At 69.9% G+C, this 26,505-nt stretch carries 25 protein-coding genes; 11 read left to right on the top strand and 14 right to left on the bottom strand.

Annotation, left to right across the window (positions count from 1 at the left end):
* The first annotated feature begins 84 nt into the window (after positions 1-84).
* Both Pth03_RS30840 and Pth03_RS30835 read left to right on the top strand, forming a co-directional pair.
* Positions 85-861: a helix-turn-helix domain-containing protein gene (locus Pth03_RS30840; RefSeq protein WP_203947947.1), complete on the top strand. Its 777-nt coding sequence runs from the start codon at positions 85-87 to the stop codon at positions 859-861.
* 102 nt (positions 862-963) lie between these two features.
* Positions 964-2,040: an RNA polymerase subunit sigma-70 gene (locus Pth03_RS30835; RefSeq protein WP_203947946.1), complete on the top strand. Its 1,077-nt coding sequence runs from the start codon at positions 964-966 to the stop codon at positions 2,038-2,040.
* A 278-nt stretch (positions 2,041-2,318) separates the two neighbouring features.
* On the opposite strand, the gene Pth03_RS30830 is transcribed toward Pth03_RS30835, so the two are convergent.
* Positions 2,319-2,882: a dihydrofolate reductase family protein gene (locus Pth03_RS30830; protein WP_203947945.1), complete on the bottom strand. Its 564-nt coding sequence runs from the start codon at positions 2,880-2,882 to the stop codon at positions 2,319-2,321.
* A gap of 302 nt (positions 2,883-3,184) precedes the next feature.
* Between Pth03_RS30830 and Pth03_RS30825 the strand changes: the two genes are divergently transcribed.
* Positions 3,185-3,355 (top strand): hypothetical protein, encoded by a 171-nt coding sequence (locus Pth03_RS30825; RefSeq protein ID WP_203947944.1) that lies wholly within the window; start codon positions 3,185-3,187, stop codon positions 3,353-3,355.
* A gap of 7 nt (positions 3,356-3,362) precedes the next feature.
* Here Pth03_RS30825 and Pth03_RS30820 read toward each other — a convergent pair whose 3' ends face one another.
* Positions 3,363-3,545, bottom strand: a complete 183-nt coding sequence (locus tag Pth03_RS30820) for a hypothetical protein (protein ID WP_203947943.1) — start codon at positions 3,543-3,545, stop codon at positions 3,363-3,365.
* Positions 3,546-3,767: 222 nt separating this feature from the next.
* Here Pth03_RS30820 and Pth03_RS30815 point away from each other — a divergent pair, with 222 nt between their 5' ends.
* Positions 3,768-4,997 carry a PAS domain-containing sensor histidine kinase gene (locus Pth03_RS30815; protein WP_203947942.1) on the top strand — a complete coding sequence of 410 codons (1,230 nt, stop codon included), beginning with the start codon at positions 3,768-3,770 and terminating at the stop codon, positions 4,995-4,997.
* 65 nt (positions 4,998-5,062) lie between these two features.
* Here the strand turns inward: Pth03_RS30815 and Pth03_RS30810 are convergent, their stop codons facing one another.
* Together Pth03_RS30810 and Pth03_RS30805 are read right to left on the bottom strand one after the other, a co-directional pair.
* Positions 5,063-7,189 carry a prolyl oligopeptidase family serine peptidase gene (locus Pth03_RS30810; protein WP_203947941.1) on the bottom strand — a complete coding sequence of 709 codons (2,127 nt, stop codon included), beginning with the start codon at positions 7,187-7,189 and terminating at the stop codon, positions 5,063-5,065.
* 577 nt (positions 7,190-7,766) lie between these two features.
* Entirely contained in the window at positions 7,767-8,474 is a 708-nt protein-coding gene (locus Pth03_RS30805; RefSeq protein ID WP_203947940.1) for a hypothetical protein, read from the bottom strand.
* A 198-nt stretch (positions 8,475-8,672) separates the two neighbouring features.
* On the opposite strand from Pth03_RS30805, the gene Pth03_RS30800 reads away from it, so the two are divergent.
* Together Pth03_RS30800 and Pth03_RS30795 are read left to right on the top strand one after the other, a co-directional pair.
* On the top strand, positions 8,673-10,697 hold the full coding sequence (locus tag Pth03_RS30800) for a sensor histidine kinase (RefSeq protein ID WP_203947939.1): 2,025 nt from the start codon (positions 8,673-8,675) through the stop codon (positions 10,695-10,697).
* Positions 10,698-10,699: 2 nt separating this feature from the next.
* Positions 10,700-11,377, top strand: a complete 678-nt coding sequence (locus tag Pth03_RS30795; protein ID WP_203947938.1) for a response regulator transcription factor — start codon at positions 10,700-10,702, stop codon at positions 11,375-11,377.
* A 20-nt stretch (positions 11,378-11,397) separates the two neighbouring features.
* On the opposite strand, the gene Pth03_RS30790 is transcribed toward Pth03_RS30795, so the two are convergent.
* The 3 genes from Pth03_RS30790 to Pth03_RS30780 all read right to left on the bottom strand — a co-directional run bounded on the left by Pth03_RS30790 (position 11,398) and on the right by Pth03_RS30780 (position 14,576).
* On the bottom strand, positions 11,398-11,994 hold the full coding sequence (locus Pth03_RS30790) for a response regulator (protein WP_239119486.1): 597 nt from the start codon (positions 11,992-11,994) through the stop codon (positions 11,398-11,400).
* A gap of 2 nt (positions 11,995-11,996) precedes the next feature.
* Positions 11,997-13,982: a sensor histidine kinase gene (locus Pth03_RS30785; RefSeq protein WP_203947937.1), complete on the bottom strand. Its 1,986-nt coding sequence runs from the start codon at positions 13,980-13,982 to the stop codon at positions 11,997-11,999.
* Positions 13,983-14,048: 66 nt separating this feature from the next.
* On the bottom strand, positions 14,049-14,576 hold the full coding sequence (locus Pth03_RS30780) for a hypothetical protein (protein ID WP_203947936.1): 528 nt from the start codon (positions 14,574-14,576) through the stop codon (positions 14,049-14,051).
* A gap of 188 nt (positions 14,577-14,764) precedes the next feature.
* Between Pth03_RS30780 and Pth03_RS30775 the strand changes: the two genes are divergently transcribed.
* From Pth03_RS30775 to Pth03_RS30765, 3 genes are all read left to right on the top strand, one after another.
* Positions 14,765-15,397, top strand: coding sequence for a hypothetical protein (locus Pth03_RS30775; protein WP_203947935.1), 633 nt, complete (start codon positions 14,765-14,767; stop codon positions 15,395-15,397).
* Positions 15,398-15,473: 76 nt separating this feature from the next.
* Positions 15,474-17,453, top strand: a complete 1,980-nt coding sequence (locus Pth03_RS30770; protein WP_203947934.1) for a histidine kinase — start codon at positions 15,474-15,476, stop codon at positions 17,451-17,453.
* Complete coding sequence (locus tag Pth03_RS30765) at positions 17,450-18,109, top strand: response regulator (protein WP_203947933.1); 660 nt, start codon at positions 17,450-17,452, stop codon at positions 18,107-18,109. The genes Pth03_RS30770 and Pth03_RS30765 overlap by 4 nt, the downstream gene beginning before the upstream one ends.
* Before the next feature lie 36 nt (positions 18,110-18,145).
* On the opposite strand, the gene Pth03_RS30760 is transcribed toward Pth03_RS30765, so the two are convergent.
* A complete protein-coding gene (locus tag Pth03_RS30760) occupies positions 18,146-18,820 on the bottom strand; it encodes a response regulator (protein ID WP_203947932.1) in 675 nt (224 codons plus the stop codon).
* A complete protein-coding gene (locus Pth03_RS30755) occupies positions 18,817-19,953 on the bottom strand; it encodes a sensor histidine kinase (protein ID WP_203947931.1) in 1,137 nt (378 codons plus the stop codon). The genes Pth03_RS30760 and Pth03_RS30755 overlap by 4 nt, the downstream gene beginning before the upstream one ends.
* A 180-nt stretch (positions 19,954-20,133) precedes the next feature.
* On the opposite strand from Pth03_RS30755, the gene Pth03_RS30750 reads away from it, so the two are divergent.
* Positions 20,134-20,805, top strand: a complete 672-nt coding sequence (locus Pth03_RS30750; protein ID WP_203947930.1) for a hypothetical protein — start codon at positions 20,134-20,136, stop codon at positions 20,803-20,805.
* Here the strand turns inward: Pth03_RS30750 and Pth03_RS30745 are convergent.
* Genes Pth03_RS30745 through Pth03_RS30735 form a run of 3 tightly spaced genes read right to left on the bottom strand, consistent with a single transcriptional unit; the run spans position 20,795 to position 22,781 of the window.
* Positions 20,795-20,932, bottom strand: a complete 138-nt coding sequence (locus Pth03_RS30745; RefSeq protein ID WP_203947929.1) for a hypothetical protein — start codon at positions 20,930-20,932, stop codon at positions 20,795-20,797. The genes Pth03_RS30750 and Pth03_RS30745 overlap by 11 nt on opposite strands.
* Positions 20,929-21,597, bottom strand: a complete 669-nt coding sequence (locus Pth03_RS30740) for a response regulator (RefSeq protein ID WP_203947928.1) — start codon at positions 21,595-21,597, stop codon at positions 20,929-20,931. The genes Pth03_RS30745 and Pth03_RS30740 overlap by 4 nt, the downstream gene beginning before the upstream one ends.
* Complete coding sequence (locus tag Pth03_RS30735; protein WP_203947927.1) at positions 21,594-22,781, bottom strand: sensor histidine kinase; 1,188 nt, start codon at positions 22,779-22,781, stop codon at positions 21,594-21,596. The genes Pth03_RS30740 and Pth03_RS30735 overlap by 4 nt, the downstream gene beginning before the upstream one ends.
* 160 nt (positions 22,782-22,941) lie before the next feature.
* Here Pth03_RS30735 and Pth03_RS30730 point away from each other — a divergent pair, with 160 nt between their 5' ends.
* Entirely contained in the window at positions 22,942-23,631 is a 690-nt protein-coding gene (locus tag Pth03_RS30730) for a hypothetical protein (RefSeq protein WP_203947926.1), read from the top strand.
* An 89-nt stretch (positions 23,632-23,720) separates the two neighbouring features.
* Here Pth03_RS30730 and Pth03_RS30725 read toward each other — a convergent pair whose 3' ends face one another.
* Both Pth03_RS30725 and Pth03_RS30720 read right to left on the bottom strand, forming a co-directional pair.
* On the bottom strand, positions 23,721-24,398 hold the full coding sequence (locus Pth03_RS30725; protein WP_203947925.1) for a response regulator transcription factor: 678 nt from the start codon (positions 24,396-24,398) through the stop codon (positions 23,721-23,723).
* The gene (locus Pth03_RS30720; protein WP_203947924.1) at positions 24,386-26,494 is read right to left on the bottom strand and encodes a sensor histidine kinase; all 2,109 of its coding nucleotides are present in this window, start codon (positions 26,492-26,494) and stop codon (positions 24,386-24,388) included. The genes Pth03_RS30725 and Pth03_RS30720 overlap by 13 nt, the downstream gene beginning before the upstream one ends.
* Positions 26,495-26,505 lie beyond the last annotated feature (11 nt).

The raw sequence follows: 26,505 nt of genomic DNA, 5'->3' as shown, positions 1-26,505 counted from the left end.
CGCAGCAGTGTGCGACCCCGCCTGCGGTACGGCGATTCCCTGCAGGGAATCGCCCCGCTTCGGACGTCCAGTATCAATAGGGATATGACGGTGTTGGAGGAGCAGTTCGCCCGGGAACTACGACGCTGGCGGAGCCGTCGCCGCATCAGCCAGCTGGATCTGGCGATCAGGGCCGACACGACTCAGCGCCACTTGAGCTTTCTTGAACAGGGACGCTCGCAACCGGGGCGCGCCATGGTGGTCCGGCTCGCCGAGTCTCTGGATCTGTCGCTGCGTGAGCGGAACGAGCTCCTGCTCGCCGCGGGCTACGCGCCGATCTATACCGAGTCGAGTCTCGACGCCCCCGAGCTCGGGCCGGTACGCGAAGCGCTGGAGCGCATTCTCGACGGGCACCTGCCATACCCCGCGGTCGTCGTCCGGCCGTACGGCGAGCTGGTCACCGCCAACCCGGCGTTCGACGTGCTCTCCGAGGGCGCCGCGCCCGCGCTACTGGAGCCCCCGGTCAACGTGCTGCGCCTTGCCCTGCATCCCGACGGGATGGCTCGCCGGGTTCAGAACCTGGCCGAGTGGGGCCGCCACATCACCGGCAGCCTGCGCGACCAGGCACGCCAAAGCCCCGATCCCGCCCTGGAGGAGTTCATCGCCGAACTGGCCGGCTACCTTCCGGACATCGATCCACCGGCCGCGCACCTCGGCTTCGCCGTACCGCTGCGACTGCGGGTGCGGGAAGGCGAACTGCACCTCATCACCACGCTGACGTCGTTCGCGACCGCCGTCGACGTCACCCTGTCCGAGCTGCGCCTTGAAGCCTTCCTGCCCGCCGACGAGACCACGGCGACGATCCTCAGACAGCGGGGATGACCTCATATGCGCTTGGCGCCTGCCCGCGGCTTCACCGATCAGAAATCCTCCGCCATGTCGTCAGTTCCGGTAGCCCTCGCACCGGTGGAAGGATTGATGACCATGACCGACGCCAGACCGCTGGGCGCCGATGAGGCCACGTTCATCGCGGCGGCCCGCTCAGGCGACACGACGCAGTTCGCACTCATCACGGAGCGCCACCGGCGTGAGCTGCAGGTGCACTGCTACCGGATGCTCGCGAACTACGAGGACGCCCAGGACGTGACGCAGGAGACGTTCCTGCGAGCGTGGGAAAAGCGGAAGTCGTTCAAGGGCCACGCCGCGCTGCGGACCTGGCTGTACCGGATCGCGACGAACGCCTGCCTCGACTTCCTGGAGAAGCGCAACGACCGCACACCCGTACCGTCCGGGCTGTCGGACCCCGGCTCCGAAGTGCTGTACCTGCAGCCGTACCCCGACCGGATGCTCCCCGAGGACCCGCAGGAATCGGTGGTGGCGCGGGAGACGATCGAGCTGGCGTTCATCGTCGCCGTCCAGCACCTGCCGCCGCGGCAGCGGGCGGTGTTCATCCTGCGCGACGTCCTCGGCTGGCCGGCGTCGAAGGCCGCCGACGCCCTCGAGCTGACCGTCGCATCGGTGACCAGCGCACTGCAGCGGGCGCGTGTGACGATGCGCGAGCAGCTGCCCGACCGCCGCCTCGACTGGCGGAGCCCCGCCACCCACGAGCTGTCGAATGACGAGCGGGGCGTGGTGAAGTCGTATATCGACGCCCATGAGCGCAACGACCTGGACGGGCTGATGTCCCTGCTGCGCGACGACCTGCGCTTCGCGATGCTGCCCGAGCCGGGAACCTCGGTCATCACGGCCAAGGACGCGGTGGACGGCTGGGTCTCCGGTGGGCTCTTCCAGCGCGGCCACGACGACTGGCGCTGTATCACCACGACGGTCAACCGCATGCCTGCCGCCGTGCTGTACCTCCGCACCCCCGACGACCCGGAGTACCGGCTATTTACCATCGCGGTCCTGCACATCGTCGACGGGAAGATCGCCGAGCTCACCGGATTCGACGCCACCGACAAACCATGGCTGGGCCTGCCCCCGACACTGTCATCAGACAAAAGCCGCATCGTCGACGAGTCCAGCGCACGGGCCGCCGTCACCGAAGTCACCGCGGAATGAGCACCCCGACCAGCTGAACACCAACGCGACAACGCGAACACCACCGCCCCGCCGGCGTTGCCGGCGGGGCATCTTCATGCCCGAAGAACATCGTCACAATCAACGACGCCGTCGCCCTCATCTCCAGCAAGTCGGTCAACAGCTCACTCGGAACGCAAGGAAGGGCCCGGGGAAGGTTCCCTCATAGCCGAGGGTCACGGTGAGCACGCCAGGAAGGATTTCGACCTGGCCTCACGAGCCCAGGACCTGGCCTCACGAGCCGAGCATCTGGCCCGTGCTCATCGCCTCGTCTCGTATCGGGTCAGCACCACGCCGCCGGGAAACGTCCGCGTCTCCACCAGGTTCAGGTTCACCCAGCTGTCCAGGGCTGTAAAGAACGGCGTGCCGCCGCCCACCAGGACCGGGTGGGTGACCAGCACGTACTCGTCGATCAGCCCGGCCCGCATGGCCGCCCCGGCGAGCGTGGCGCCGCCGATGTCCATGGGGCCGCCGTCCTCGGCCTTGAGCCGGGTGATCTCGGTGACCGCGTCGCCGGTGACCAGGCGGGTGTTCCAGTCGACCGTGCTGGTCGTCGAGGAGAACACCACCTTCGGCATGTCCCGCCAGCGGCGGGCGTACTCGATCTCCGCCGGTGTGGCGCCGGACTGCTGGTCGGCGGTCGGCCAGTGGGAGCTCATCGTCTCCCACAGTTTGCGCCCGTACAGCGCCAGGCCGGTCGCCCCCACCCGGTCGGACCACCACTGGAACAGCTCGTCGCTCGGTACGCTCCAGCCGAGGTCGTCGCCGGGCGCGGCGATGTAGCCGTCCAGGCTCAGGTTCATGCCGAAGATCAGTTTCCGCATCGTGCCAGCCTCTCGTGAGTCGATCTCACACGTACAGACGGGCACGGCGCGGGAACCTAATCGGTGCGCGATCTGCGTCCGCAGGTAGTCCTCGCGTGCCGGACTCAGCACGGCGCACTCCGCTGGGCTCGAGCACCACCCCACCGGATCTCGACTTCACCCTCGGATGGGCAGCGGCACACCCCATGGCCAGCTCTTCCCGACCGCTGCAGGCGTCTGTCCGGACGGGGAATGCCGTCCACGGCCACCTGCGACCTGCGGCGGGACGGATCTGGTCGGGTGTAGTGGGTCACCGGTCCCGGTTGGCCGGCACCGCCGCTTCCGAGGATGGTGAACTCGAAGCGGTCAAGTCCGCTGGCGTGGAGTGGGTCCTTCGAGAAGCACTCCTCGCGCTCGTCCGCGCCGGCGCCACGTTCGAGGCCGGCAAGCTCGTCGAACGACCCGACGAACACCCCCAACCCGAAGCCGCCTAAAAGATCTTCATCCACAAGTCTTGACTATTGCTCGGCGGAAGGGCCGCAGTCCGTTCGCGGCCAGCGGTGCGTGCATGGCCTCCCCGGCGGCGAAATACACCTCATGTCCGGCATCTCGTACGGCGATCGCGAGCGGGATCAGCGGGTAGGTGTGACCGGCCGGCGCAAGGCTGGCAAACGGCACGCGCATGCCGCGAATCTACGCCGACGACCGGATGCTCATCACGACGTTCGGCCACGACACCGGCTGGCCCGATCACCGCCTGCACGCGAAACCTGACGTGAGGCGGGACCCGCAACTCTTGACGATTGCTCTCCAGGCAAGACCCATATGACCGCCTTTATGGCAACAACACACTTTTCGCGTAGTAAGTTGTGATTTCCATCACGCTACTGGCGGTGAGGTGAGGTGATGGACTCAGCGCTCGACTACAAGATGGTGTTCGATGCCCTCGTGGTCCCGGCGGCGGTGCTGACGCCGGATTTCGTCATCGTGGCGGTCAATGAGGCCTTTCTGGCTGTGATGGGGAGGACCCGGGCTGACGTGCTCGGCCATCTGGCCTTCACCGCTTTTCCCGACAATCCGCACGCTCCCAACGATCCCGCCGCGCATGGGATGCAGGTTCTGCGTGCTTCGCTGCAACGGGTGGTGGCCACCGGCGAGCGAAACGCCCTGCCACTGCAAAGGTACGACGTCGAGACGCCCGGCCGGCCGGGGGTGTTCAAGGAGCGGTACTGGAGTGCGGTCGACACGCCCGTCCTCGGCCCGGACGGCGAAGTGAAACTGATCATTCACACGGTCGAGGAGGTCACCGATTTCCTCCACCAGCTGAGACGGTACGGCGAACGCGAAGTCGACGACACCCGGACGGCGCTGGAGGCGGTGACGACCAACGTCTACGCCCGCGCCCACGAGCTGCACGACCTCAACGAACGGCTCAAGCGGACGGCCGGACAACAACGCCAGACCATGGCGGCTCTGAAAGAGGCCATCGAACGGCAGCGGCGGTTCGTCTTCGACGCCTCCCACGACCTGCGCAACCCGATCACCGGGCTCCTGACCGAACTGGAGGTCGCGCTTTCCGAGCCCAGCACCGACACGCACGAGATCCTGTCCAAATTGCTGCGAGACGCCGAGCGGCTCAATGAGATCGTGGCCGACCTGCTCGAACTCGCCCGGATGGACACCGCGACGCCCGGCGACGCCGCCGAACTGATCGATCTGGGCCGTTTCGTCGTGGAGGAACTGGAACGACGCCCCCTGACGGCCGCCGTCCACACCCGCACCGATCCACAGGTCATGGTGCGCGCCTCCCGGATCCGACTGGCCCGGCTTCTGGGCAACCTGGTGGCCAACGCCGAACGGCATACCACCACCACAATCGAGATCATCGTCACCACGGACCCGCCGGATGCGGTTCTCGAGGTCATCGACGACGGACCCGGCATCGCCCTGGCCGACCGCGAGAAGATCTTCGAACGGCTCCGCCGCCTGGACGACGCCCGTCGCAAGGACCCCGGTGGCTCCGGGCTCGGCCTGCCCATCGCACGTGAGATCGCGCGGGTCTACGGGGGTCACCTGTACGCCGCCGACCACCCGACGGGCGCCCGCTTCGTCCTCCGCCTCCCTCTCGCCACCTAGCCTCATTCGACGAATTACTGCGTAATCGCTGATTTTCCCTACGCCACGCATTCCCGTAGGCGTACTCAGTGGGCCTCTGCGGCAGTCTCGCGAAAACGCTCGGTCGGCTTTTCCAGCGACAGACCGGTGTATTTTCCGGCGAAGGCCAGGATGTCCGCCGCCAGGGCGCGTTCTTTACTCGCAGGAAAGGCGGCGTGGGCGGTGTCGGGTTCTCGACGCATGAGAATCGGCCGGTCGCTGCTGGTGGCGTGTTGGAGGGCCGCGCACATTTTGGTGACGTGGGCCTCTCCAGTCTGCAGATCGGTTACCGCGCCGGCGAAGAGGAATGCGGGATAAGGGGCTCCGGGCGTGACGTTGTGGTAAGGCGAGTATGAGAGAAGCCATTGGAGTTGTTCGGACTGGGAGGCGGTGCCGAATTCGTCGGTCCATGTGCATCCCAGGCCGAATTGTTCGTAGCGCACCATGTCACAGAGCGGGCCTTCGGCGATGACCGCGGCGTACAGGTCCGGTCGCTGTGTGGCGGCGGCGGTGACCAGCAGTCCGCCGCCGGACTGGCCATAGATCGCCAGTTGGTCACGGGTGGTTCGACCGGTGTCGATGAGCCAGGCCGCGGCGTCGTTGAAGTCGCTCACTGCGCGGTGTTTGTGTGGTCCGCGGCCGGCGTCGTGCCAGCGTTGGCCTTCTTCGCCTCCCCCGCGTACACAGGCGAGCGCATAGATGCCGCCGGCGCTGACCCATGCGGCTGCCATGGGGAAGAACCATGGGCGCATCGGCATGCCGAAACTGCCGTAGCCGTAAAGGAGAGTGGGCCGGGGGCCCTGATGTTCTTCAGACGGGGTGAACAGGAACAGCGTGATCTCGGTGCCGTCGCCGGCCTGATAGCGAATGCTGTGGCTGCGGATTTCTGGAGTATGTCCGGCTATTGTGGCGCCGGCTTCCTGCTCCGTCATTCCGCTCGTGGCGTCGTAGCGATAGATGGTGGGGGGCGTGGTCGCGTCGCAGTAGCTGAACCATGCGTGACGTCCGTGCGGGATTTTTGTACGCAGGGACGAAACGACGCCCGCACCGGGAAGGGGCAGTTCGCCGAGCAGCCGGCCACTGGCCAGGTCATGCAGTGTCAGGGCGGAGGTGCCGTGGCGGGTGCGTGCCACCAGAAGGAAGGGCTGCGGAAGCGCCGGGTCGTCCAGGACCAGACACTCGTCCAAGGGAGCCTCGGGATCTTCGGCTACCAGAGTTCGCCATGCAGCCGGGTCGGTGTCGTGCCGGTGCGCCGTGCATATGCGGCCGCACGGGGCCTCATGGTCGGTTACCAGCAGCAGATCGCCGTCCGCGAGGAAACGCGGGAGAACACGGGCGCCTATGGCGGGCCCGTCCACGATCTTGACGAAATGCGGGGTTTCCGGATCGATGAGCTCCGCCACGTACACATCGTTGTGCGAGGCGGGCCCGACCGTCGCAGTGATCGCCAGATGACGGCCGTCGGCGCTGACCGTGAGCCCGTAATAGTGGTCGGGGGCGTCGTCGCCGCCGAAAACCACGGTGTCGGCCTCCCAGGGCGAACCGATGCGATGCAACCTCACCCGCCGGTGCAGACGCATGTCGTCAGGGGCCAGCTCCTCATCGGGAACACGGCTGACGTAGTAGAACGCGTCCCCTCCCGGCAGCCAGGCAAGCGAGGTGTTGCGGGCGCGTGGCAGCGGCCCGTCCACCGGCTCGCCGGTGCGCACGTCCAGCACCATGACGTCGCTGCCGGGCTGCTCGGCGACCTCCATCTGGACGGCCACACGTTCGCCCTCGCGCGACGGCCACCAGGCATACAACCCGGTGTGGCCGGACGGATCGATCTCTATCGGATCGACCAGCGCCCGCCTGTTCCCCTCGGCGTCGACGACGAGCAGGCGCCGTTGCTCATCCCCACGGAGCTGCTCGGCGACGAACAAGACCGAACCACGCGCCATCGGCGGCTCCGAGACGCCGAAGGATGACATCTGGTCCACCAAGGACGCCCACGACTGCTTGTCATGCCATCCGGCGCGATACGTGTGAAAGAGACGATCCTGGGCCGTTGCCCAGTCCCGCACGCACGCGTCATCGCCGTCTTCCAACCATCGGTAGGGATCGGGAACCCGGAATCCGAACAGATCCTCCACCACATCGCTGCGCCGAGCGGCAGGGTAAGACAGTCGCGCCACGAACGCCCCCAATGCATCGCCCCGCCTGACATGGTCGAGGTACTGCGGCCTGCACGGGCCGCAGTACCCCGGCTCATTCAGCTATGACTGGCCGCGAAGAATGTCGGCCTGCCAGCCGCGCACGCCCCCGATGCGGGGAGCCGGACCGGAATCGCGATACGGTAGGTGTCCATACATGTCGGCCTCCCGAATGCGCTGATTCGCCCGGAATGGGCGATTACGACAGCAATGTCCCCCTGGCCGCGATCGATAAACAGAGGCGTCAGTCTCGACGGCGAGCGCCCGATCCCCCTGAATCCTCGGCATATGCGGCCCGAGAGCCGGCCGGCCATATCGGCTGTTCCCCTGCTAAATTTCGCGCAAGAGAAAAAGGCGTCCTGGTATGCCGCACGAAGATCAATCTCGAGCGAAAGCAATTCGGTGCCTTTCGAGATAGATCCCAGGGCTGACGGAGTTCACACATCGTGAGACCGGAGGCAATCGACCAGCCGGCCCGGCAAGCGCACCTCCTGAGCCGGGCCGCAGAACGCCCCGGCCGTACTCGGCTCGAGGCGTTCGGGCTGTTCAGGTGCTGTGGCTACCCCCGCAGTCGCCGGACGCCGAAGACGATCGACGCGATCAGCAGCCAGAGGGACCATCCGTACAGGGCGGCGAGCCAGGCCGTGTCGAAGACCGCCGACGGCACGACCAATCCCACAATGCTGATCAGACCGGTCGCGGCGAGCACGACGCCGAGCCAGCTCATCCACCGGCTGATGATCCTGCCGCGGAGGGCGGCGATCGAGAACGCTGCCAGCAACACCGACTGGGCGACGATGGAGATCTCCCCGAGCATCTGGCCGAACCACGACATGGAATACCAGGTCTGCACCACCGTGTCATTGAGCGCGGAAACGTCCGAAAGCAGCCAAAGCAACGTGAGACCGGTGACGACGGCGTTGATCGCGACGAGCAGTCCGCCGCCGAGGACGATGACCTCACGGAGCGAGGACTCGGGGAGGAACCGGCGGGCCAGACGGGCCAGGGCGCCGGTCAGCACGATCAGCGCGACGAGACCGAGCGCTCCGGCGAAGGCATTCATCTGCAACGTGGAGGCGGCCTCCGACGCCCATGCGCGGATTTCGGCGGCACCGGCGGTGCCGACGTCGGGGGACTCGGGCGCCCATGTACCGAACATCAAGGCGAACAGGGCCAGGGCCGCGACCGACGCGGTGCCGTATGCGGATCGCGCGGAAATCCGCGCGGCCGCCGGTTCGACCGCCGCGTCGGCGTTGATCGTGGACATCTTTCCTCCAGGTGGGTGAGAACGGCGGATCGTCAACGACGCCGTCCCCATGACCTTGCTCGGTCCGACGGCCCGAAGACGACGGTCGGACGCCCTCACGAGTCCCTTGTCCACGTCTGTCCCTTCACGGGACGAACGTCCCGGGACGACGGGACGGGGGCCGCGTTATGGTTCCCGCACCGTCGTGGAAGCACCGTCGTGGAACGCAAGGAGATGATCGTGGCCCGCACCGGGCTGTCGCGCTTCAGTGCCGCAGGTCTGCTCGGCGCATCCGTTGTCCTCTTCTTCGTGACCGCGTTCGGCGCGGGGCTGGTCAGCGCGGTGGACGCTCCATCGACCGCGGACATCATCTGGTTCGCCGGATTTCTCGCCTTTCCACTGGTCGGCGGGCTGATCGCGTGGCATCGCCCGGAGAACCGCGTCGGCTGGCTCTTTCTCGCCGTGGGCGTGCTGCAGTACGGCGCCGCCGTCATGGACGGGCTCTCCCAGCACATGGTCGCGACGCACCCGGGTTCCGTGCTGGGACCGCTGCTGGTGCTGGTCCAGAATGCGCTGTTCGCCCTGGGGTGGGTGTGTGCCACGACCTACCCGTTGCTGCTCTATCCCGACGGGCGACTGCCGACGCCGCGCTGGCGGTGGGCGTTGCACGCCACGACGGCCGCGCTGGCGGTCCTCATCACGTCGGTCGTCGTCACGCCGGGACGGGTCTTCGAGGACGACTACGCCCAAAACCCCCTGGGCGTACCCGCGCTCGAAACGGTGGCCCCGGCGGTCACGACGGTCACGCTCTTCGTGCTGCTCGGCCTCACCATGATCGGAATGGCGTCGATCATCGTGCGGTGGCGCCGTGCGGGCGGGGCGGACAGGGACCGGCTCGCCTGGCTCGCGTTGGCCGCCGTCGTCTTCATCGTGACCACCGTGGCAGGGCTGGTGACGGATGCGTGGACCCCTGAGTGGGCCGGGGCCGCCCTGGAAGGCATCGGGGTGGCCGCGCTGCCGGCCGCCACCGGAGTGGCGGTCCTACGGGCCGACCTGTTCGACATCGCCGTCGTGCTCGATCGCACGATCGTGTACTCGGTGCTCACGGGGCTGGTGATCGCGGCCTACCTCGGGAGCTTCGCGGCCACGTCCACGCTGCTCGCGCCCGACCCGAGCCGCAGCGCCTCACTGCTGGCCACGGCCGTGGTGGCGGTTTCGCTGAGTCCCGTCAAAGACCGGCTAATGCGTGTCGTGGACCGACTGCTCTTCGGTGATCGCAGTCGTCCCTACCAGGTGCTCACCCATCTCGCTGAACGACTGGCCCGCACCAACGCACTGGAGGAGCTGCTGCGCACGGTCACCGACGCTCTCAGCACGATGCTGCGCCTGCCGCACGCGCAGGTCCTGGTCGGCGCCGAGGTCGCCGCCGCCCCACACATGCTCGCTCTTCCCCTGATCAGCCACGGGCGGCAGGAAGGAACGCTGCTGGTCGGCCGCCGTTCCGGGCAGGCCCGCTTCGACGCCGCCGAGCTGGAACTGCTCACCGACCTCGCCGGGCAGATCGCCATCGCGGTCAGGGCGGCTCGCCTCGCCGAGGACCTGCGCGAGTCCAGGGAACACATCGTCCGGGCGAGGGAGGAGGAACGCCTGCGGATCCGGCGGGATCTGCACGACGGCTTAGGTCCGCTGCTGGCCGCGGCCAGCCTCCAGGTCGACGTGCTCGCCGACCGGGCGCTCGACGCCGAGGCGTCCCGGCTGATCTCGAAGATCAAGGCTCTGATCAGCCAGTCCGTCACCGATGTCCGCCAGGTCGTCCACGGGCTGCGTCCGCCTTCTCTCGACGATCTCGGATTGGTCGGAGTCGTACGAGAACACGCGACCGCACTGCGCGTGGCAGGTCTGCACGTGGTGGTCGACTGTCCTGACGATCTGACGGTGAACAGCGCGGCCGTCGAGGTGGCCGCATACCGGATCGTCACCGAGGCGATGACCAACGTCGTCCGGCATGCCGACGCCGGCACCTGCACTGTCACGCTGAACCTGGACGAACACCGGCTGCGGGTCGAGATCACCGATGACGGGACCGGCCTCGCGTCGCCCCACCGCGACGGCGTCGGCCTCGCCTCCATGCGGGAACGCGCCGACGAGCTGGGCGGCAGCGTGACGGTCGCAGCGGGTCACGGCGGGGGCACCCGGGTCATCGCCCTGTTGCCGGTGCCGTCCTCGTCTGCTGCGAGGATGTGATCATGACCACGGCCGTGCGGGTCCTCATCGTCGACGACCATCCGATCTTCCTTGACGGCCTGCGGACCGCACTCACGGGCCTGCCCGAGCTCGAGGTGGTGGGGGCGGCCACCGATGGAGTGTCCGCGATCGAGGCCGTCACCTCGTTGCGGCCCGACGTGGTGCTGATGGATCTGACGATGCCGGGGATGAGCGGCGTCGAGGCGACCCGGCGGATCAGCGCACAGGGCGGTCCCGCCGTACTCGTGCTGACCATGCACGCCGACGACGACTCGGTGTACGCCGCCATCCGTGCCGGCGCCACCGGCTACCTCCTCAAAGGCTCGGACCGAGCCGACGTCGTGCGTGCCGTGCTGGCCGTGGCCGCGGGCGAGGCCGTCTTCGGCTCTGAAATCGCCCGTCGGGTGCTGCGCTCCTTCGCAGAAGGCCCGCAGGCCGTGACGGCGCGGCCGTTCCCCGAGTTGAGTCCGCGCGAGTTGGAGATCTTGGACCTCGTCGCCGGCGGCCTCGGCAACCAGGCCATCGGCCGCAGGCTCTCCATCACGCCGAAGACCGTGCGCAACAACGTCTCGACGATCCTCGGCAAACTGCACGCCGCCGACCGCGGCGAGGTCGTGGCCAAGGCACGCGCCCACGGCCTCGGCCGACCGGCCTCCGGGACGGATCCGCACCGCTCCTGATGACGGGTACTGGCGAGGATCTACAGTCCGGCTTCGCGGGCCCTGATCGCCGCCTGAGTACGGCTGGCGACACCGAGCTTGGCGTAGATGTTGGACACGTGATTGCGCACGGTCTTCAGGCTGAGCACCAACGAGGCCGCGATCTCCTCGTTCGTACGCCCGTCGGCGATCATCCGCAGCACCTCCTCCTCCCGGACGGTCAACTCGTCGAACGCGCGCGAGGGGGGCGCCGTGAGCAGCCTTCTGGCCAGTCCAGGGGCCAGCACGGCATGGCCGCGGGCCACCGCGTCGAGAGCGGTCCGCACGTCGTCCCGTGTGGCGTCCTTCCGCAGGTAGCCCAGAGCTCCCGCGCGGAGAGCGGCCACGAGTGACGCGTCCTCGTCCACCATCGAGATCATCAGCACCGCGACCTCCGGATGGCGGGCCAGGATCTCGCGTGTCGCCGTGATGCCGTTGGTCCGCGGCATCGCGACGTCCATGAGGACGACGTCGGGCCGCGTCTCCGCGACGACGGCGACCGCCTCCGCTCCGTCGCCGGCTTCGCCCGCCACCTCGACCCCGGGAATCGACTCGAGCAGTCCGCGCAGCCCGTCCCGGAACAGCGGGTGATCATCCACGATCACGATACGTATCGCCGGCCTCCCATCGGCAGGACGGCCATGATCTTAGTTCCTGTGGACGACGTCTCCACGGTCAGCCGGCCGCCGAGCTCCTCCGCTCGTTCCCGCATGCTCTGCATGCCGACACCCGCACGCCTTCCGGCGAAGCCGCCCCCGTCGTCGGCGACCTCGACGACCAGGTCCTCGTCCATCGTCACCGAGACGTCACAACGTCGTGCGTGCGCGTGCCGCATGACGTTGGTCACGGCTTCATCGAGGATGCGGTAGGCCGCCACCTCGACGGCGGCCGACAGTGGAGGGAGGGTCTCCGGCAGGTGGAGGGCGACGATGTCGTGCCGCGCGCACATCTCTTCCAGCGCGCCCAGCAGCCCGAGCTCGTCCAGGCTCGGCGGGCGCAGGCCCCGCACGGCTCGCCTGAGGTCGTCCATGGTGCCTCTGACGTATCCGCCGAGTTCGTCGGCCCATGCGGCCAGGTCCGGCCGGTCCGCCAACCCGGCCTTGCCCGATTCCAAGCGCATCGACAACGCCGCCAGCCGCGGACCCACTCCGTCATGCAGGTCGCGCCGGAGGCGGCGGCGCTCCTCCTCGCGCGAGACCACCAGACGTTCACGTGAGGCGCGCAACTCATCGGTGAGCCGGACCACGGAGGCGGCGACCGCGATCTGCTGGGCGAGGCCGGCGAGCAGGCGGAGCTCGCGACGGGTGAACTCCTCCCCCGGCGCTCTGCGGCTCACGTCGAGCCGCCCGACCCGCTCGCCGTGATGCTGAAGGGGAAGACTGACGGGGTCTGATTCCAGCCGGCCGTGGCAGGCGATGCGCAGGACTGAGCCGTCCCGCGCCTCGATCACCACCTGGGCCCCCGGCAGGCGCAGCGTCTCGGCGACGGACTGTGCCACGGTCCCCGGGACGGCGTCTGGTTCGACCAGCGCGTCCAGCCGCTGCCCGAGTTCCACCAGCAGCCGGTACGGCTCCCGCTCACCATGCAGGAACCTGTCCACCACGGCCTGGAGCCGGTCCCGAAGGGGCGCGAACACCACGGCGACCAGAGCCGCGGCGACGAGGGAGGCGGGCGAGACCGCCAGCCCGCCCAGGTAGGTGACGACGGCCAGATAGAGGCCGGTGAGCACGACCGACACCGCGCCGTAGGCCAGTGCCGGGCCGAGGACGGCGTCGATGTCGAGGAGGCGGTGCCGCAGGATCGCCACGCCCAGAGCCACCGGGAAGCCGATCACGGCCATCAGGAAGAGCCCGTCGCTGACGAGGCCCGGCAGGGTGACGCCCAGAGCGCCCGCGACGACGTTGACCAGAATCACCGTTATGAACAGGAGGGCCGACGCGACGAGCCACTCGAGTTGACGGCGCTGCTCGGGAGCGGCACGGCGATGCCGCAGCAACACGGCCGCCGCCATGACCACCACCATGACGCCCATAACCACCGGCTCGGCGGCCCGGACGCCCCCGATCGGACCGGCGAGGGCGGAAACGCCGAACGGATTAGGCAACGCCGGCGCCGCCCGCAGCGGACCCGGGGTGATGGCGGCGGCCACGGTCAGCGCCGAGAAGAATCCGCCGGCTCCGATCAGGAACGGCCGCCACCTGCGGGAAGGCAGCCGGCCGTCCGGAACGAAGAGCAGGGGGAACAGCAACAGCCCCGTTCCCGCACTCGAAACCCAGGAGCCGAGCCAGCCCGTTAGAGCCGAAGGATGAACCCGGGCATAGGCCTCGGCCGCGTCACCGAGTGCGATCGACAGCCCGGACGCGGCCAGCAGCGGACCCACGACGTGCCCCGGCTTCCGAGCGATGATCAAAGCCCCGGCCGCCGCCGCGGCCAGCGGCAGGAGAAGACTCGACCCCACGCTGGACCACGCCGGCTCCTCGCCGGCCGCCAACCGGGGAACAAGCCCGGCGACCGCCAGCAGCGCGGTCAACCCGAACAGTCCCCCCGCCCACCGGCCGACGGGACCCCATCGCCATGCCCGCACCACCGGCGGACGCTCCTCTCGCACGCGAATGCCCCCGCTGAGGCGGGGGATTCGCCATCTTCGTGGTGATCAGTGGGCGGGGACAACCTCGGCCGTGGCTTTGCCGTACATGGACAGACCGATGGCCGCGAAGAGCGCGCCGTAGAGGATCTCACCCACCATGGGGACGACGGTCAGCAGGATTCCGAGAGCGATGGCAGCGCTCACCCACACGGGCAGGGCCCTGGCCCGGAAATGCGCGATGCCGAGGAGGATCTGACCGACGAGCAGGCCGAGAAGCGAGACCGGCATGAGGGGGCCTTCGAAGTCGACGGCGATCCCGGTCTCGGCCGACACGATCATGGCGACCTGCAGCAGCGCCCCCGTCACGGCGAGGACCGCCCCCACCGTCGCGAGGGGCCGCGCGGCGATCCTCGCCAGCACGACGATCGTGAAGGCGAGGAGCAGACCGCGGGCGATGTAGGCCGTCGTCTCGGCGGCGCCGTACAGGGAGAGAAGGTGGAGGAGACCGAGGAGCGCCGCGGCGATTCCGCCGATGATCGCGGCGATGGCTCCGGCTCGGATGTAGGGGATGTTCATGCGCTTGATGCTGCTCATCCGGCGTTCCCGGCACATCGGCGCGATTCCCGACGTCGCCGGGAATCCGTTTCCCGGCGACGGGGACAGATCGGGTCCCGGCCGGAGAGGGAGAACGGCCTCAGGCCCTTGGGAGGCCGGGCGCCGAACACTGGCTCCTGCGGGGCGACGTCGACCCCGCTGACCCGGAGTCCCCGAGAAGGTAGGCCATGACCGCCGTCGCTTCCGTTCCATCCGACCCTTCCGCGCTGCACGGCCTGGGCCGGCCCCTGCTGGTGTTCGCCGGCCTCCCGTTGCTGCTCGCCGCGCCGTTCGAGTTCCTGAGCGTGTTCGACAGCCGGCCGTTCCCCGAGATCGCCGCGGGAACCGCGCACTCCGTCTCGGCCCATCTGGTGCTACTCGGGTTCTGCGGCATGCTCGTCGCCGTCCCCGCGCTCGTCACCCACACCGGCTTCACCGGGCGGCGACTCGGTCGTACCGCCGCACTTCTCGCGACGGCCGGAGCCGCCGGAGGGGTCGTGTCCCAGTGGTACATCGGCACCGTTCTGCCCTGGCTGGCGCACTCGAAGAGCCCCGAACTGGCCGGTGAGATGGGCGGAGCCGGGCTGTACGGGACGATGGCGCTGCTGACGGCGGGCATACTCGCGCTGGGGATCAGCGGCCTGCGCTCGCGGGTCCTCCCGAAGCCGGCCGCGATCATGCTGATCGTCGCGGCGGTCGCCTTCGTCTTCCCTCCCGCCCTCATCGCGCTCACCGGCGCCGCGCTGTTGTGGAGCGGAGCGGCCGGACTGCGAATCCCTACGCCGTCGGCCCCCGGGACGGACGTGCCCGTGACCACCTGAGTTCACCCGCCGGCCGGTCGCGGCTAGCCTGTCGCGGCCGGCCATCGCCGACGACGCGCCTGTCCGAGAGGTTCAGATGATCCGCAGACGTGCCGCACTCGCCGCGCTCGTGGCACAGTCCGTCCTACTCGTGTGGCTGTCGCTGTGCCTGTGGGTCCTCCCCGGCGGGGGCATCCTGCGCGACCGCGCCACGGTCGGCCTCTACGCCGTCGCCCTCGGCCTGCTCGGCGGCACCGGGATCGTGCTCGCCCGCCGGCGGCGCCATCCGCTCGCTCCGGTGCTGATCGCGACGGGCATCGGCGGCGGCGCGTTCTACGCCGTGACCGCGTCGGTGACGCTCGGCCATCATCGCCATCTGGGGCCGGTCGGGCCGTTCTTCTTCTGGCTGCCGACCTGGCTGTGGCTCACCATCCCGGTCGGTGTCGTCGCCCTCATGCTGCGCTTCCCCGCCGGCACTCCACTCGGACCATGGTGGCGGCGCGGGGAGCGGGTCCTCGCGGCACTCGCCGTCTGCCTCGCGCTGCTCGTCGCGTTCCTGCCAGGCGGAGACGGCACCGTCGGCGGCGAACCCAACCCGTTCGGGATATCCGCACTGCAGCCGCTCCTCCCGCTGATCACTCCGTTCTTCGCGCTGCTCCAGGCCGCCTTCCTGCTCGGCGCCGTCGCCCTCGTCGTGCGCTACATCCGCAGTGGCCAGGTCGAGCGTCAGCAGATCCGCTGGGTGGCCGCCGCCGCGGCGGTCATCGCCCCTGTTACGGCCGCCACCGCGCTGCTCGGCACGGCCTGGATCGCAGAGGCGCTCGCACTCGTTCTGCTGCCGGGCGCCATCGCGGTCGCCGTGCTGCGATACCGCCTGTGGGACCTCGGACTGGTGCTCCGGCGGACCTTGCTCTACACGGTGCTCACCGCCGTCCTGCTCACCGCCTACATCGGACTCGTCCTGGGCCTCGACGCCGCCCTGCCCGGCTCCGACCTGCTGCCAGAGGTGCTGGTCACCGCCCTGATCGCGGTCGTCGCGCTCCCGCTGCGCACGATCCTGCAAGCCGCGCTCGACCGGATGCTCTTCGGCGACCGCCGCGATCCGCACCAGGTGGTGCGCACGCTCGGCAGACTGCTCGAGTCGACGCGCGAGCCGCTGCTCGCCCGGGTGGTGGACGAACTCGCCGGGTCGTTGCGCCTGCCGTACGTCGCCGTCGAACTGCCCAACGGCTCCGTCGCCGCGGCGGCCGGAGCCCCGGTGACCGGGGCGGACGGCGCCCGGATTCCCCTGCAGGTGTCCGGTGAGACCGCCGGGAACCTGGTAGCCGCCCGGCGACATCCGGCCGAACCGCTGTCCCCGGCGGACCATCGGCTGCTCTCGGACCTCGCCGGGCATCTCGGCGTCGTGGTCCACGCCGCCGGGCTCGACTCCGCCCTGCGGCGCAGCCACGAACGACTCACCCTCATCCGCACCGAGGAGCGCGGCCGGCTCCAGCGCGACCTGCACGACGGCCTCGGCCCCCTGCTCGGCGCGGCCGGGATGCGGATCGCCGCCGCTCGCAACCTGCTCGTACGCCCGCAGGTGGAACGCGCGGAGGAGGTACTCGCGGCGGCCGCCGCCGATCTGGAGGAGGCACTCGCCGAAGTGCAACGCATCGTCGCCGATCTGCGGCCCACGGCGCTCGTCGAGCGAGGGCTGGTCGCCGCGCTCCGCGACCAGATCGACGGCTGGGCCGGCCGGCTCGCCGTGACCCTGGAGGCTCCAGATAGGTTGCCGGCAATGGATCCCGCCATCGAGACGGCCGCCCACCGGATCGTCATGGAGGCGCTCCGCAACGCCGAACGGCACAGCGGCGGCACCACGGCACAGGTGCGGATCGCGGCGCACGGCGGCGAACTGACCATGGAGATCAGCGACGACGGCGCAGGCCCGGCAACCGAACCCGTACGGCCCGGCGCCGTGGGGCTGCGCTCGATGCATGAAAGGGCCGAGGCACTCGGGGGAGTGCTCCAGATCGAGCCGGGTCCCGGCAGCGGGATGCTGGTGCGGTGCGTACTGCCGGGGGTGCGGGAATGACCGTGAGGGTGCTGCTCGCCGACGACCACCCGATCTTCCTCGAGGGACTGCGCACCATGCTCGAGACCGTCGACGGCATCGAGGTCGTGGGCGTCGCCTCGAACGGGGCCGAACTGCTTGAGCTGGCGGCACGAATCGAAGCCGACGTGGCCGTCGTCGACCTGGACATGCCCGTGCTGGACGGCGCGGGCGCCGCGGCCGAGCTGATCGAACGGCAGCCCGGTGTGGCGGTGATGGCGCTGACCATGCACGCCGATGAGGAGGCGGTGTTGCGGGCGCTGCGGGCCGGCGTGCGCGGCTACCTGCTGAAGTCCTCGGGGCCGGCGGGGATCGCCCGGGCACTCGCCGCCGTCGCGGAAGGTGACGTCGTGTTGAGCGGCAGGGTCGGTGCGATGGTGGCGAGGGCCGCGCTGAGGACGACCACCGATCGCCCGTTCGCCCAGCTCTCCGGACGCGAGACCGAGATACTCGACCATGTCGCCCGAGGCCGCTCCAACCCTGAGATCGCCCGCGCGCTGTTCCTGTCGGTGAAGACCGTGCAGAACCACGTCAGCGCGATCTTGAGCAAGCTCGACGTGTCCTCCCGAGCCGAGGCCGTCGCCCGCGCCCGTGACGCCGGTCTCGGCACGGGGCCGGCATCGGGCGGTGTCGCGTGAAGGACAGGTCTGCTCCGCTTGGGGGCGCGGGCGCTGTCACGGAGAGCCGCCCGGCGCCACGAGGCCGCACTCGAACGCCAGGATGACGGCCTGAACCCGGTCGCGGCTGCCCGTCTTGGCCAGCGTGCGGCCGACGTGCGTCTTGACCGTCGACTCACCCAGATGAAGATCGCGAGCGATCTCCGCGTTGGACAATCCCCGGCCGATCAGGGTGAGCACCTCGCGTTCGCGATCGGTGAGGGCGGCCAGCCGCGGATCGGCCGCATCCGGCCGCGGCCGCGCCACCCACTCCTCGACGAGCCGCCGGGTGAGCAGGGGGTCCAGCAGCGCGTCGCCGGCCGCGATGGCGCGCACCGCCTCGACCAGTCTGGCCGGACGGGTGGTCTTGAGCAGGAATCCGCTCGCGCCCGAGCGAAGCGCGTCGTAGACGTACCTGTCCAGGTCGAACGTGGTGAGGACCAGCACCTTGGTGCCGCATCCCCGCCGGCGGAGCTCCGCGAGCGCGGCGATCCCATCGAGGATCGGCATCTGGATGTCCATCAGCAGCACGTCCGGGTTGTGGCGCTGGACCGCCTCGATCGCCTCTCGGCCGTCTTCCGCCTCGGCCACGACCGTCAGGTCCGGCTGGGCTTCGACGATCATTTTGAGCCCGCTGCGGAACAACGCCTCGTCGTCGGCGATCACCACCCTCAGCCGCGAGGCGGCGGTCATATCGGCTGCCTCTCGGCCATCGCAGGTCCTTGGCTCGCCAGGGGAAGCGAGGCGGTGACCCGGAACGCTCCCGTCGGGTCGCTCCCGGCGTCGAACCGGCCACCGAAGAAGGAGACCCGCTCGCGCAGCCCGATCAGTCCGCTTCCTGTGCCCATCGACGATCGTCGGCCCTCCGGTGAAGACATCGTGTTCACCACGGAGATCTCCAGGTCATCGGGAGTACGCCGGAGCCTGAGCCGCACCGAAGCGCCTGGTGCGTGCTTCATCGCGTTCGTCAGAGCCTCCTGCACGATCCGATAGGCCGTGAGGTCCAGCGCGGGCGAGACGTCGGAGAGGTCGCCCAGTCGCTCGACGTCGACGGACAGGCCCGCTGCACGCATTCCCGTCACCAGCCCGTCGAGCTGGGCGAGCCTGGGCAGCGGCGCGGCCGCCGACGCCTCGGTCTCACGGAGCAGTCCGAGCATCCGCCGCAACTCCGTGACCGCGTCCTGCCCGGTGTCCTGAACCGTGTCGAGGGCCTCGCGAGCGCGATCCGGGTCCTGAGCCAGCAGTTCCTGAGCGGCTCCCGCATGCACCACCATGATCCCGATCGCGTGCGCGACCACGTCGTGCAACTCCCGCGCGATCCTGGCCCGCTCGTCCGCCACGGCGCGCTCCGCCTGCCTCTCCCGCAACTCGGCGAGGTCGGCGGCCGCGCGTCTCGCCTCCTCGCTCCGGCGCGCCGCGACTCCCGGACCCCAGGCGCCGAAGGTCAGGATGCCCATGAAGGCGACGTCGCCCCAGCCGAGCCCGAGCGACGACGCCGAGACGACGAGCGTGACCCACCAGAGCCCGAGAGCGGCCACGGCCTGCCGTAACGGCAGGTACGCCCCGCAGGCGTAACCGCCCACGATCCAGATCGCCAGGTAGAAGACGTCGCCGGGGCCCTCGCCGACGACCGCGAAGACGACCAGCGTCGCCGCCAGGGTGGCCACGGCGGGAACGAACGGGTTGACGCGGCGCAAGGCCAGGGAGAGCGCGGCGGCCGGCTGGGCGACGAGGGTGACCGCCGGAGCGTCCGCTGACAGCAGCGAGACGACCGAGCCGACCGCCAGGAGCCCGGCCAGACCAAGATCGGATCGGCTCACTCGCACAGCGGGATGCTACCAACCTGTACTTATCGACCACGTCCTCCCGAGGTCTCATCGTCGTGGCACCTGGGGACGACGGGTGCGATCTCCCGCGTCGCCGGACGGGCACCGTGGGCGGACGCGCGCGACGCCGAACGAAAACGAGACTTCCCCTGTCCGACCATCGTCTGAGGGAGATCAGAAATGATCCGGAAGGTTCTCGCCGGATGCCTTGTGGCCGCACCGGTGCTGTTCACCGCCACGGAGTTCACCCGCCTGCTGGTGGAGTCGCGTGACGAATCCGGCTCACCGGAGGGCACGTTGACGGCGATCGCGGAGGCGCGGGGCGTCTGGGAGATCTTCGGCTGGCTCGTCGTCGTCACCGCACCGGCATGGCTTGCCGCGATGCTGGGCCTCGTCGAGGGGCTGCGCCAGATCCGCGAGCGCTGGGCGTTCATCACGGGTGCCGTCGCGGTCATCGGGGCCCTGGGCTGGGCCATGCACCAGGCCGCCTACGTCGAACTGAACGCCATCGCCGCGCACCATCGACCAGCCGGTGACCTCGCGCTTTCGATCCTGGACGGCGCAGGCGGCACGGGGATGGAAGACGCCACCCTGATCGTCATGGTCGTCGGCCAGCTTCTCGGCCCGCTGCTCGTCGTCCTCGGGTACGCGCGAGCCGGAGTGGTCCCGTGGTGGGCCTTCGCATGTGTGCCGGCGTGGCTGATCGTGACCATGTTCGCCGGAAGCCTGTCACCGACCCTGTCTCTGGCGAACCTGCTCCTGCTTCCGCCGTTCGTGATGGTGGCACGGCTGCTGGTCTCCCCGGTTCACCGGGCAGACCAGGTCGGGTCGCCGTCGGCGGTCACCGGCTGAGGGGGAGCGCCGCCGGACAGCCGTCGGCGCACTGCCGGACGACCACGACGAGCGACCACAGGGCGTACTCCGACAGGAGTACGCCCTGATCGTCGTCGCCGGCCACACCCGGCCTTCGACCCGTCATGGCGAGCTGCGCGGCTCGCGGCGGGGGCGTACCACGCCGGCTTCGTAGGCGAGCACCACCGCCTGTACCCGGTCTCGGACCCGCAGCTTGGCGAAGATGCGGTTGACGTGCGTCTTCACCGTCGCCTCACCGAGAAAGAGTTCCTGCGCGATCTCGCGGTTGGACAGTCCCCCGGCCATCAGGCACAGCACTTCGGTCTCCCTGCCGGTCAGATCCGCCAGTCCCGGCACGCTGACCGGCGGGGCCGTCGCGGTGTAGTGGTCGATCAGACGGCGCGTGATCCCCGGCGACAGGAGGGCGTCTCCGCGGGCGGCGGCGTGCAGGGCGCTCGCGAGGTCCTTGGGCGGAGTGGTCTTGAGCAGGAATCCGCATGCGCCGGCACGCAACGATCGGTAGACGTACTCATCGAGGTCGAACGTGGTCAGCATGACGATCCGGCGGTCGGGGCGGTCCGCGAGAATCCGCTCCGTCGCCGCCAGGCCGTCGAGCCGCGGCATGTGGATGTCCATCAGCACGACGTCCGGTTGGTACCGCGCCGTGAGCCGCGCCGCCTCCTCACCGTCCACGGCCTCCGCGACCACGTCGATGTCGGGCTGCGCGCCCAGGATCATCCGCAGGCCGCCGCGCACGAGCGCCTCGTCGTCGGCGATCAGGATGCGCGTCACGCCGGTGCTCCTGTCCCCGACAGCGATGGAGCGTTCGCGTCAAGTGGCAGGTCGACGCACACCTCGAATCCGCCGCCGCCCCGCGATCCTGTGGTGGCCGTTCCGCCGAAGAGCTCCGCACGCTCCTTGATCCCGGTCAGCCCGTGGCCGCCGCCGTCGCTCCGCCTGCCCACACCCGGGCCGTCGTCCACGACACGCACCCGCAGATCAGTGCGTCCGACGTCGATGGAGACCGAGACCGCGGCACCCGGCGCATGTTTGGCGGCGTTCGTCAGAGCCTCCTGCACCACCCGGTAGCCGCTGACGTCGACGGCGGCGGGCACCTTTCCGAGGTCGCCGTTGACGGTGACCTCGGCCCGTCCTCCCGCGGCCCGCACACCGGCGAGTAACACGTCGAGGTTCCGTAGCGAGGGCAGCCGCTCCGGACCGCCCTCCGCACCGCGCAGGACGACGAGCAACCGGCGCAACTCGGTGACGACGTCGCGCCCGACTTCCTGTACCGCGTCCAGCGACTCGCGGGCCTGCCGCGCGTCGGAGCCGAGCACGACCTGAGCGGCGCCCGCCTGCAGCACCATCGCGGTAACGCCGTGCGAGACAATGTCATGCAGTTCGCGGGCCACCCGGAGGCGCTCGTCGGCGCGCGCGGCGGCCTCCCGTTCGGCCGCCAGCGCGACGAGACGCTCCGCCTGCGCTCGCCGCATGCGCACGGCGTAGGCCGGCCCCATGACCGCCAACGCGACGAAGACGATGAACACCCAGTCCTGATTGCCCGATCTCGTGGCCTGGATGCCGTACGAAACGAAGTACGAGACACCCGCGACGAGCGGCCCATGGTGGCCGCCCACGGCGACGCAGCCGAAGCAGGCCCCCAGCAGCGCCAAAAGCGGCACGACCGGCCATATCGGAAGGACCGGCGTGAAGATCTGCGCGGTGAAGCAGGCGCCGGCCAGCACCGCCGCAGTGCGCGGATACGACGTGCAGGCCGCGACCGCGAGGCAGTAGCCGGCGAGCAGCACGGTGAGCACGGCCATCCAGCCGCCGGGCAGCGCGGTGAGATCGGACCCCTCGTCACCGTACGGCGCGAGCGGTACGTAGAGCTCGGCCAGGCCGAAGCCGAACAGCGCAAGACCGGCCGCGGCGAGGGCGAGATCACCCCGCCGCCCGAGGTTCCGGACCCATGCCATGGCCCGGAGCGTATCCGAGCCCTCCATGACCGGGCGTCCACCCCTGGGTGGACCGGGCGGCCGACGGCGTCAACCCGTCGATCAACGTCCCGGCCGACGCCCCGGACGGCACGGCACTCCTAGCGTCGGCGTCGTGAAGAGATCACGAAGGGAGACCTCGATGAGTGACCGGACCACACGCCCGTACGGCGGGAGTTTCGCGGCGATCGCGATGGCCGTGAGCGGCGTCCTCTACGGCGGCGCGAACGCCTTCTACTGGGTGATGTTCCCAGATGAGGTGAAGGAGACCGCGGCGAACGTCGACGTGGCCGCCGCCGGCCTCGGCGCCTGGCGGGCCGAGACGATCCTCTTCGCGCTGGCCCATCTGCTGCTCCTGCCGTCGATGGCGGGTCTGATCGTGGCGGTCGGCCGCCGCAAGCGCCTCGTCGCCACCGTCGGCGCGGCCTTCGCGGTTCCCGGGCTGTACTTCTCCACGGTCCACCTCTGGCACTACAACGCCTTCTTCGGGGCACTCGCCGGAGGCGACGTGAGCACGGGGGCGATCCGGCCGGTCACCGACGCCCTCGACAAGGACCCGTTCGTGATGGCGGGGTTCGCGGTCTGGATCCTGGGTTTCATGATCGGGCTCCTTGTGCTGGCCTTCGGCGCCTGGCGAGCCGACCTCGTGTCCCTGTGGGTGCCACTCGCGCTCACCGGCGGTCAGGTGCTCGATTTCGTCACGGCCGATGTGGCGCCCAAGCTCGTGGTGAGTGTGCTGATGGCCGCCGGTCTGATCGGCTTGGCGCTAGGCATCCGCCCGGGGCGGGCGGCCGATGTGGCCGTCGAGGCGCCGGTGGCATCGCACGCCTGACAGGAGGGGTCTGTTGGGGGGAGGTCAGGCGGTCGCCGCCGGCAGGCGGTGGCCCCCTGACCGCATTCCGCCCGGAGACGCCGGCCCGCTCAGATAGGCGGAGCCGGCCGGTTCCGTCCTCGGCCCAGCCCGGCCTGCCGCGCCAAGCCGACGGCGGCGGCCCGATCCGGCACCCCAAGCCGGCGCGGAATCACGGTCAGGTAGTTGCGCACGGTCTTGGTACTCAGGTGCAGGGTCTGCGCGATCCGGGCCGTTTCGTAGCCGGCGGCGAGCAGGTCCAGCACCGCCCGCTCCCGTTCGGACAATTGCGGGAACGGCGGCTGCTGCGAACGCGACGCAGCCTCCAGCAGCTGCCGGGCGTGCTGGGCGACGCTGGCGCCGAAGAGCAACTCGCCGCGGGCGGCTGCCCGGACGACCCGCAGCATCTCCTCCTGGTCGGCGTCCTTGAGCACGTAACCGCAGGCGCCCTCGCGGAGCGCGGCGGACACCGACTCGTCATCGTCGACCATCGTCAGCATGACGACCGCCACTTCCGGCGCGAGGGCACGGACCCGCCGGGTGGCGGCCAGCCCGTTCATGCCCGGCATCCGGATGTCCATGAGCAGGACGGACGGGCGAGCGATGACGGCGAGTTCGATTGCCTCGTCCCCGGTAGCGGCGGTACCGACCAAGGTCATGTCGGGCACCGAGTCGAACAGTGCGCGCAACCCGTCCCGGAACAGCGTGTGGTCGTCGGCGACCGCGACCCGGATGTTCACTTCCTCCATGCAAGCCGTTCCTCAGCCTGGATCCCCTCGCCGTCTCGGCCCGGCAGCGGCAGGGTAGCGTGCACGCGGGTGCCACCGGCCGGAAGGACGTCGATCCGCAGGACTCCGCCCAGCTCGGCCGCCCGTTCGCGCATCGAGGTGAGGCCCACCCCCGCGGCGGCGTCGGAGGGGAGGCCCACCCCGTCGTCCTCGACCGTGACGATGCAGGCCCCCGCGTCGAGCGCGACGCGGACCGCGCACGAATGCGCCGCGGCGTGCCGCACCGTGTTGGTGACCGCTTCCAGCGCGATGCGGTAGGCCGCGACCTCGATCGCCGCCGGCAGTCCCGAGAAGTCCGCGGACTCCGGGACGGCGGCCACCGAGATCCGCGTGCCGTCTCGGTCGAGCCCCTGCGCGAAGGATTGCACCGCGGCGACCAGGCCCAACTCGTCCAACGCCGGTGGCCGCAGTCCGTAGACCAGCCGGCGTACGTCCGCCACCGCGGCGCGGGTCTGTTGCCGCGCCTCCTCGACCAGGCGGCCGGCACCGGCCGGATCGCCGGACAGCCGGTTACCCGCGGCCGCCAGCTTGAGCATGACCGCCCCGAGTGCCGGTCCCAGTCCGTCGTGCAGGTCGTTGCGCAGCCGCCGCCGCTCCTCCTCCCGCGCCGTCACCAGTGCCCGTCGTGACTCACGTAGTTCGTGCGTGAGGAGGGCGGCGTGCGCCAGCACGGCGGCCTGCCGCGCCACGGCGGCCAGTGCCCGCTCGTCGGCCCCCTCCAGCGGGCCGTCGCCGTCACGCAGGGCCACCGTCAGCGATCCCACCGGCAAACCCTGATGGGTCAGTGAATGGTCGACGGTCGGCCAGGAGCCGGGCAGCGCCCCTGCCTCGCCGCGCAGCAGTCCGCCGCCGACGGTGATCCGGGCGTACGGCAGGCGCAGGCCGCGCACCAGCACCTGCGCCACCGAGGTGAGCACCACGGTCGGCTCTGCCGCCGAGGCGATGCGGTCCGCCAATTCGTCCAGCACCGCGGAGGGGTCGTCCCGCTCGCCGTAGAGCAGACGGTTCACCGCCCGGCGGAGCCGTACATACCCGGGGTGCACGACGATGGCGACGAGCCCCGCGCCCGCGATGGCCACCCCCGTGCCGTCGAACGAAGAGATCGCGGTCACCGCCGCGACGAGAGTCGCGTAGCAGATCGTGACCGCCAGCGTGAGAGCGCCGTAGGTCACCGCGCGGCCGACCGACGCCCGGACGTCCCACAGCCCTCGACGTAACACGGAGGCGGCGATGCTCACCGGAATCAGCGTGAAAGCGAGCACGATCCCGCCCTGGACGATCAGGTCGGCCAGGCTGCCCGGCCTGATCTGAAGCGGCCCTTGCGCCACCGATGCGAGCACCAGCCCGATCAAGGCGCCGGCGATGCTCCCGGCCACCCAGCGGATCTGTCGCCGCTCGGACGACTCGCCGGAATGCCGGTAGCGGTGTGTCTGAACCGCGACGACGAACACGACCAGAGCGAGTGTCAGGGCGAGGTCGACCAGGCCGCCGGTTTCCGGATCGAACCCGAACAGCCCGAGCCCCTCGTAGACGAGGAGCGCGGGCGCCACCGCCGCCGTCCACCGCGGCCGGTAACGACCGTCCGGAAACGACAACGCCCAGCAGACGAACACCACAAAACTCAGCCGCTCCACGACGTCCACCGCGCCCGACCAGAACGGATCGGTGGCCGCGAGCTCGGGCAGCGTCTGCGGGAACGTCACCCCGACGGCGACCAGCACGGCCGCCGCATAGGCGGCGGACACCCGTCGCCCGGCCAGCCGGAGCAGCAGCCCGGCCACCGCCAGGTAGATTCCGGCGAGCAACGTCACGAGCACGATCAGATAGAGGGCGTAACCGCTCGGGGTCAGGCCCAGGGCGGTCAGGGCGTGCGCCTGGGTGGAGGAGATCGTGCCCGCCGGGCAGGTGGCCCCGTCGCAGGGCACACGCATCCGCTCGAAGGCGACGGGGACACTGACCAGGAAGAGGGCGGTCGCGGCGACGCCGAACCACCACACCGCCGTACACCACCAAGGGCGTGGCGGACGGCGAGTCGGTGCGGCGGTTTCCGTGGACACGGAGGCGATCA

It is taken from the genome of Planotetraspora thailandica, assembly GCF_016863335.1.
Classification (GTDB): domain Bacteria; phylum Actinomycetota; class Actinomycetes; order Streptosporangiales; family Streptosporangiaceae; genus Planotetraspora; species Planotetraspora thailandica.
The sequence above is the reverse complement of the archived record's forward strand: the minus strand, read 5'-3'. Positions and strand labels throughout refer to the sequence as shown.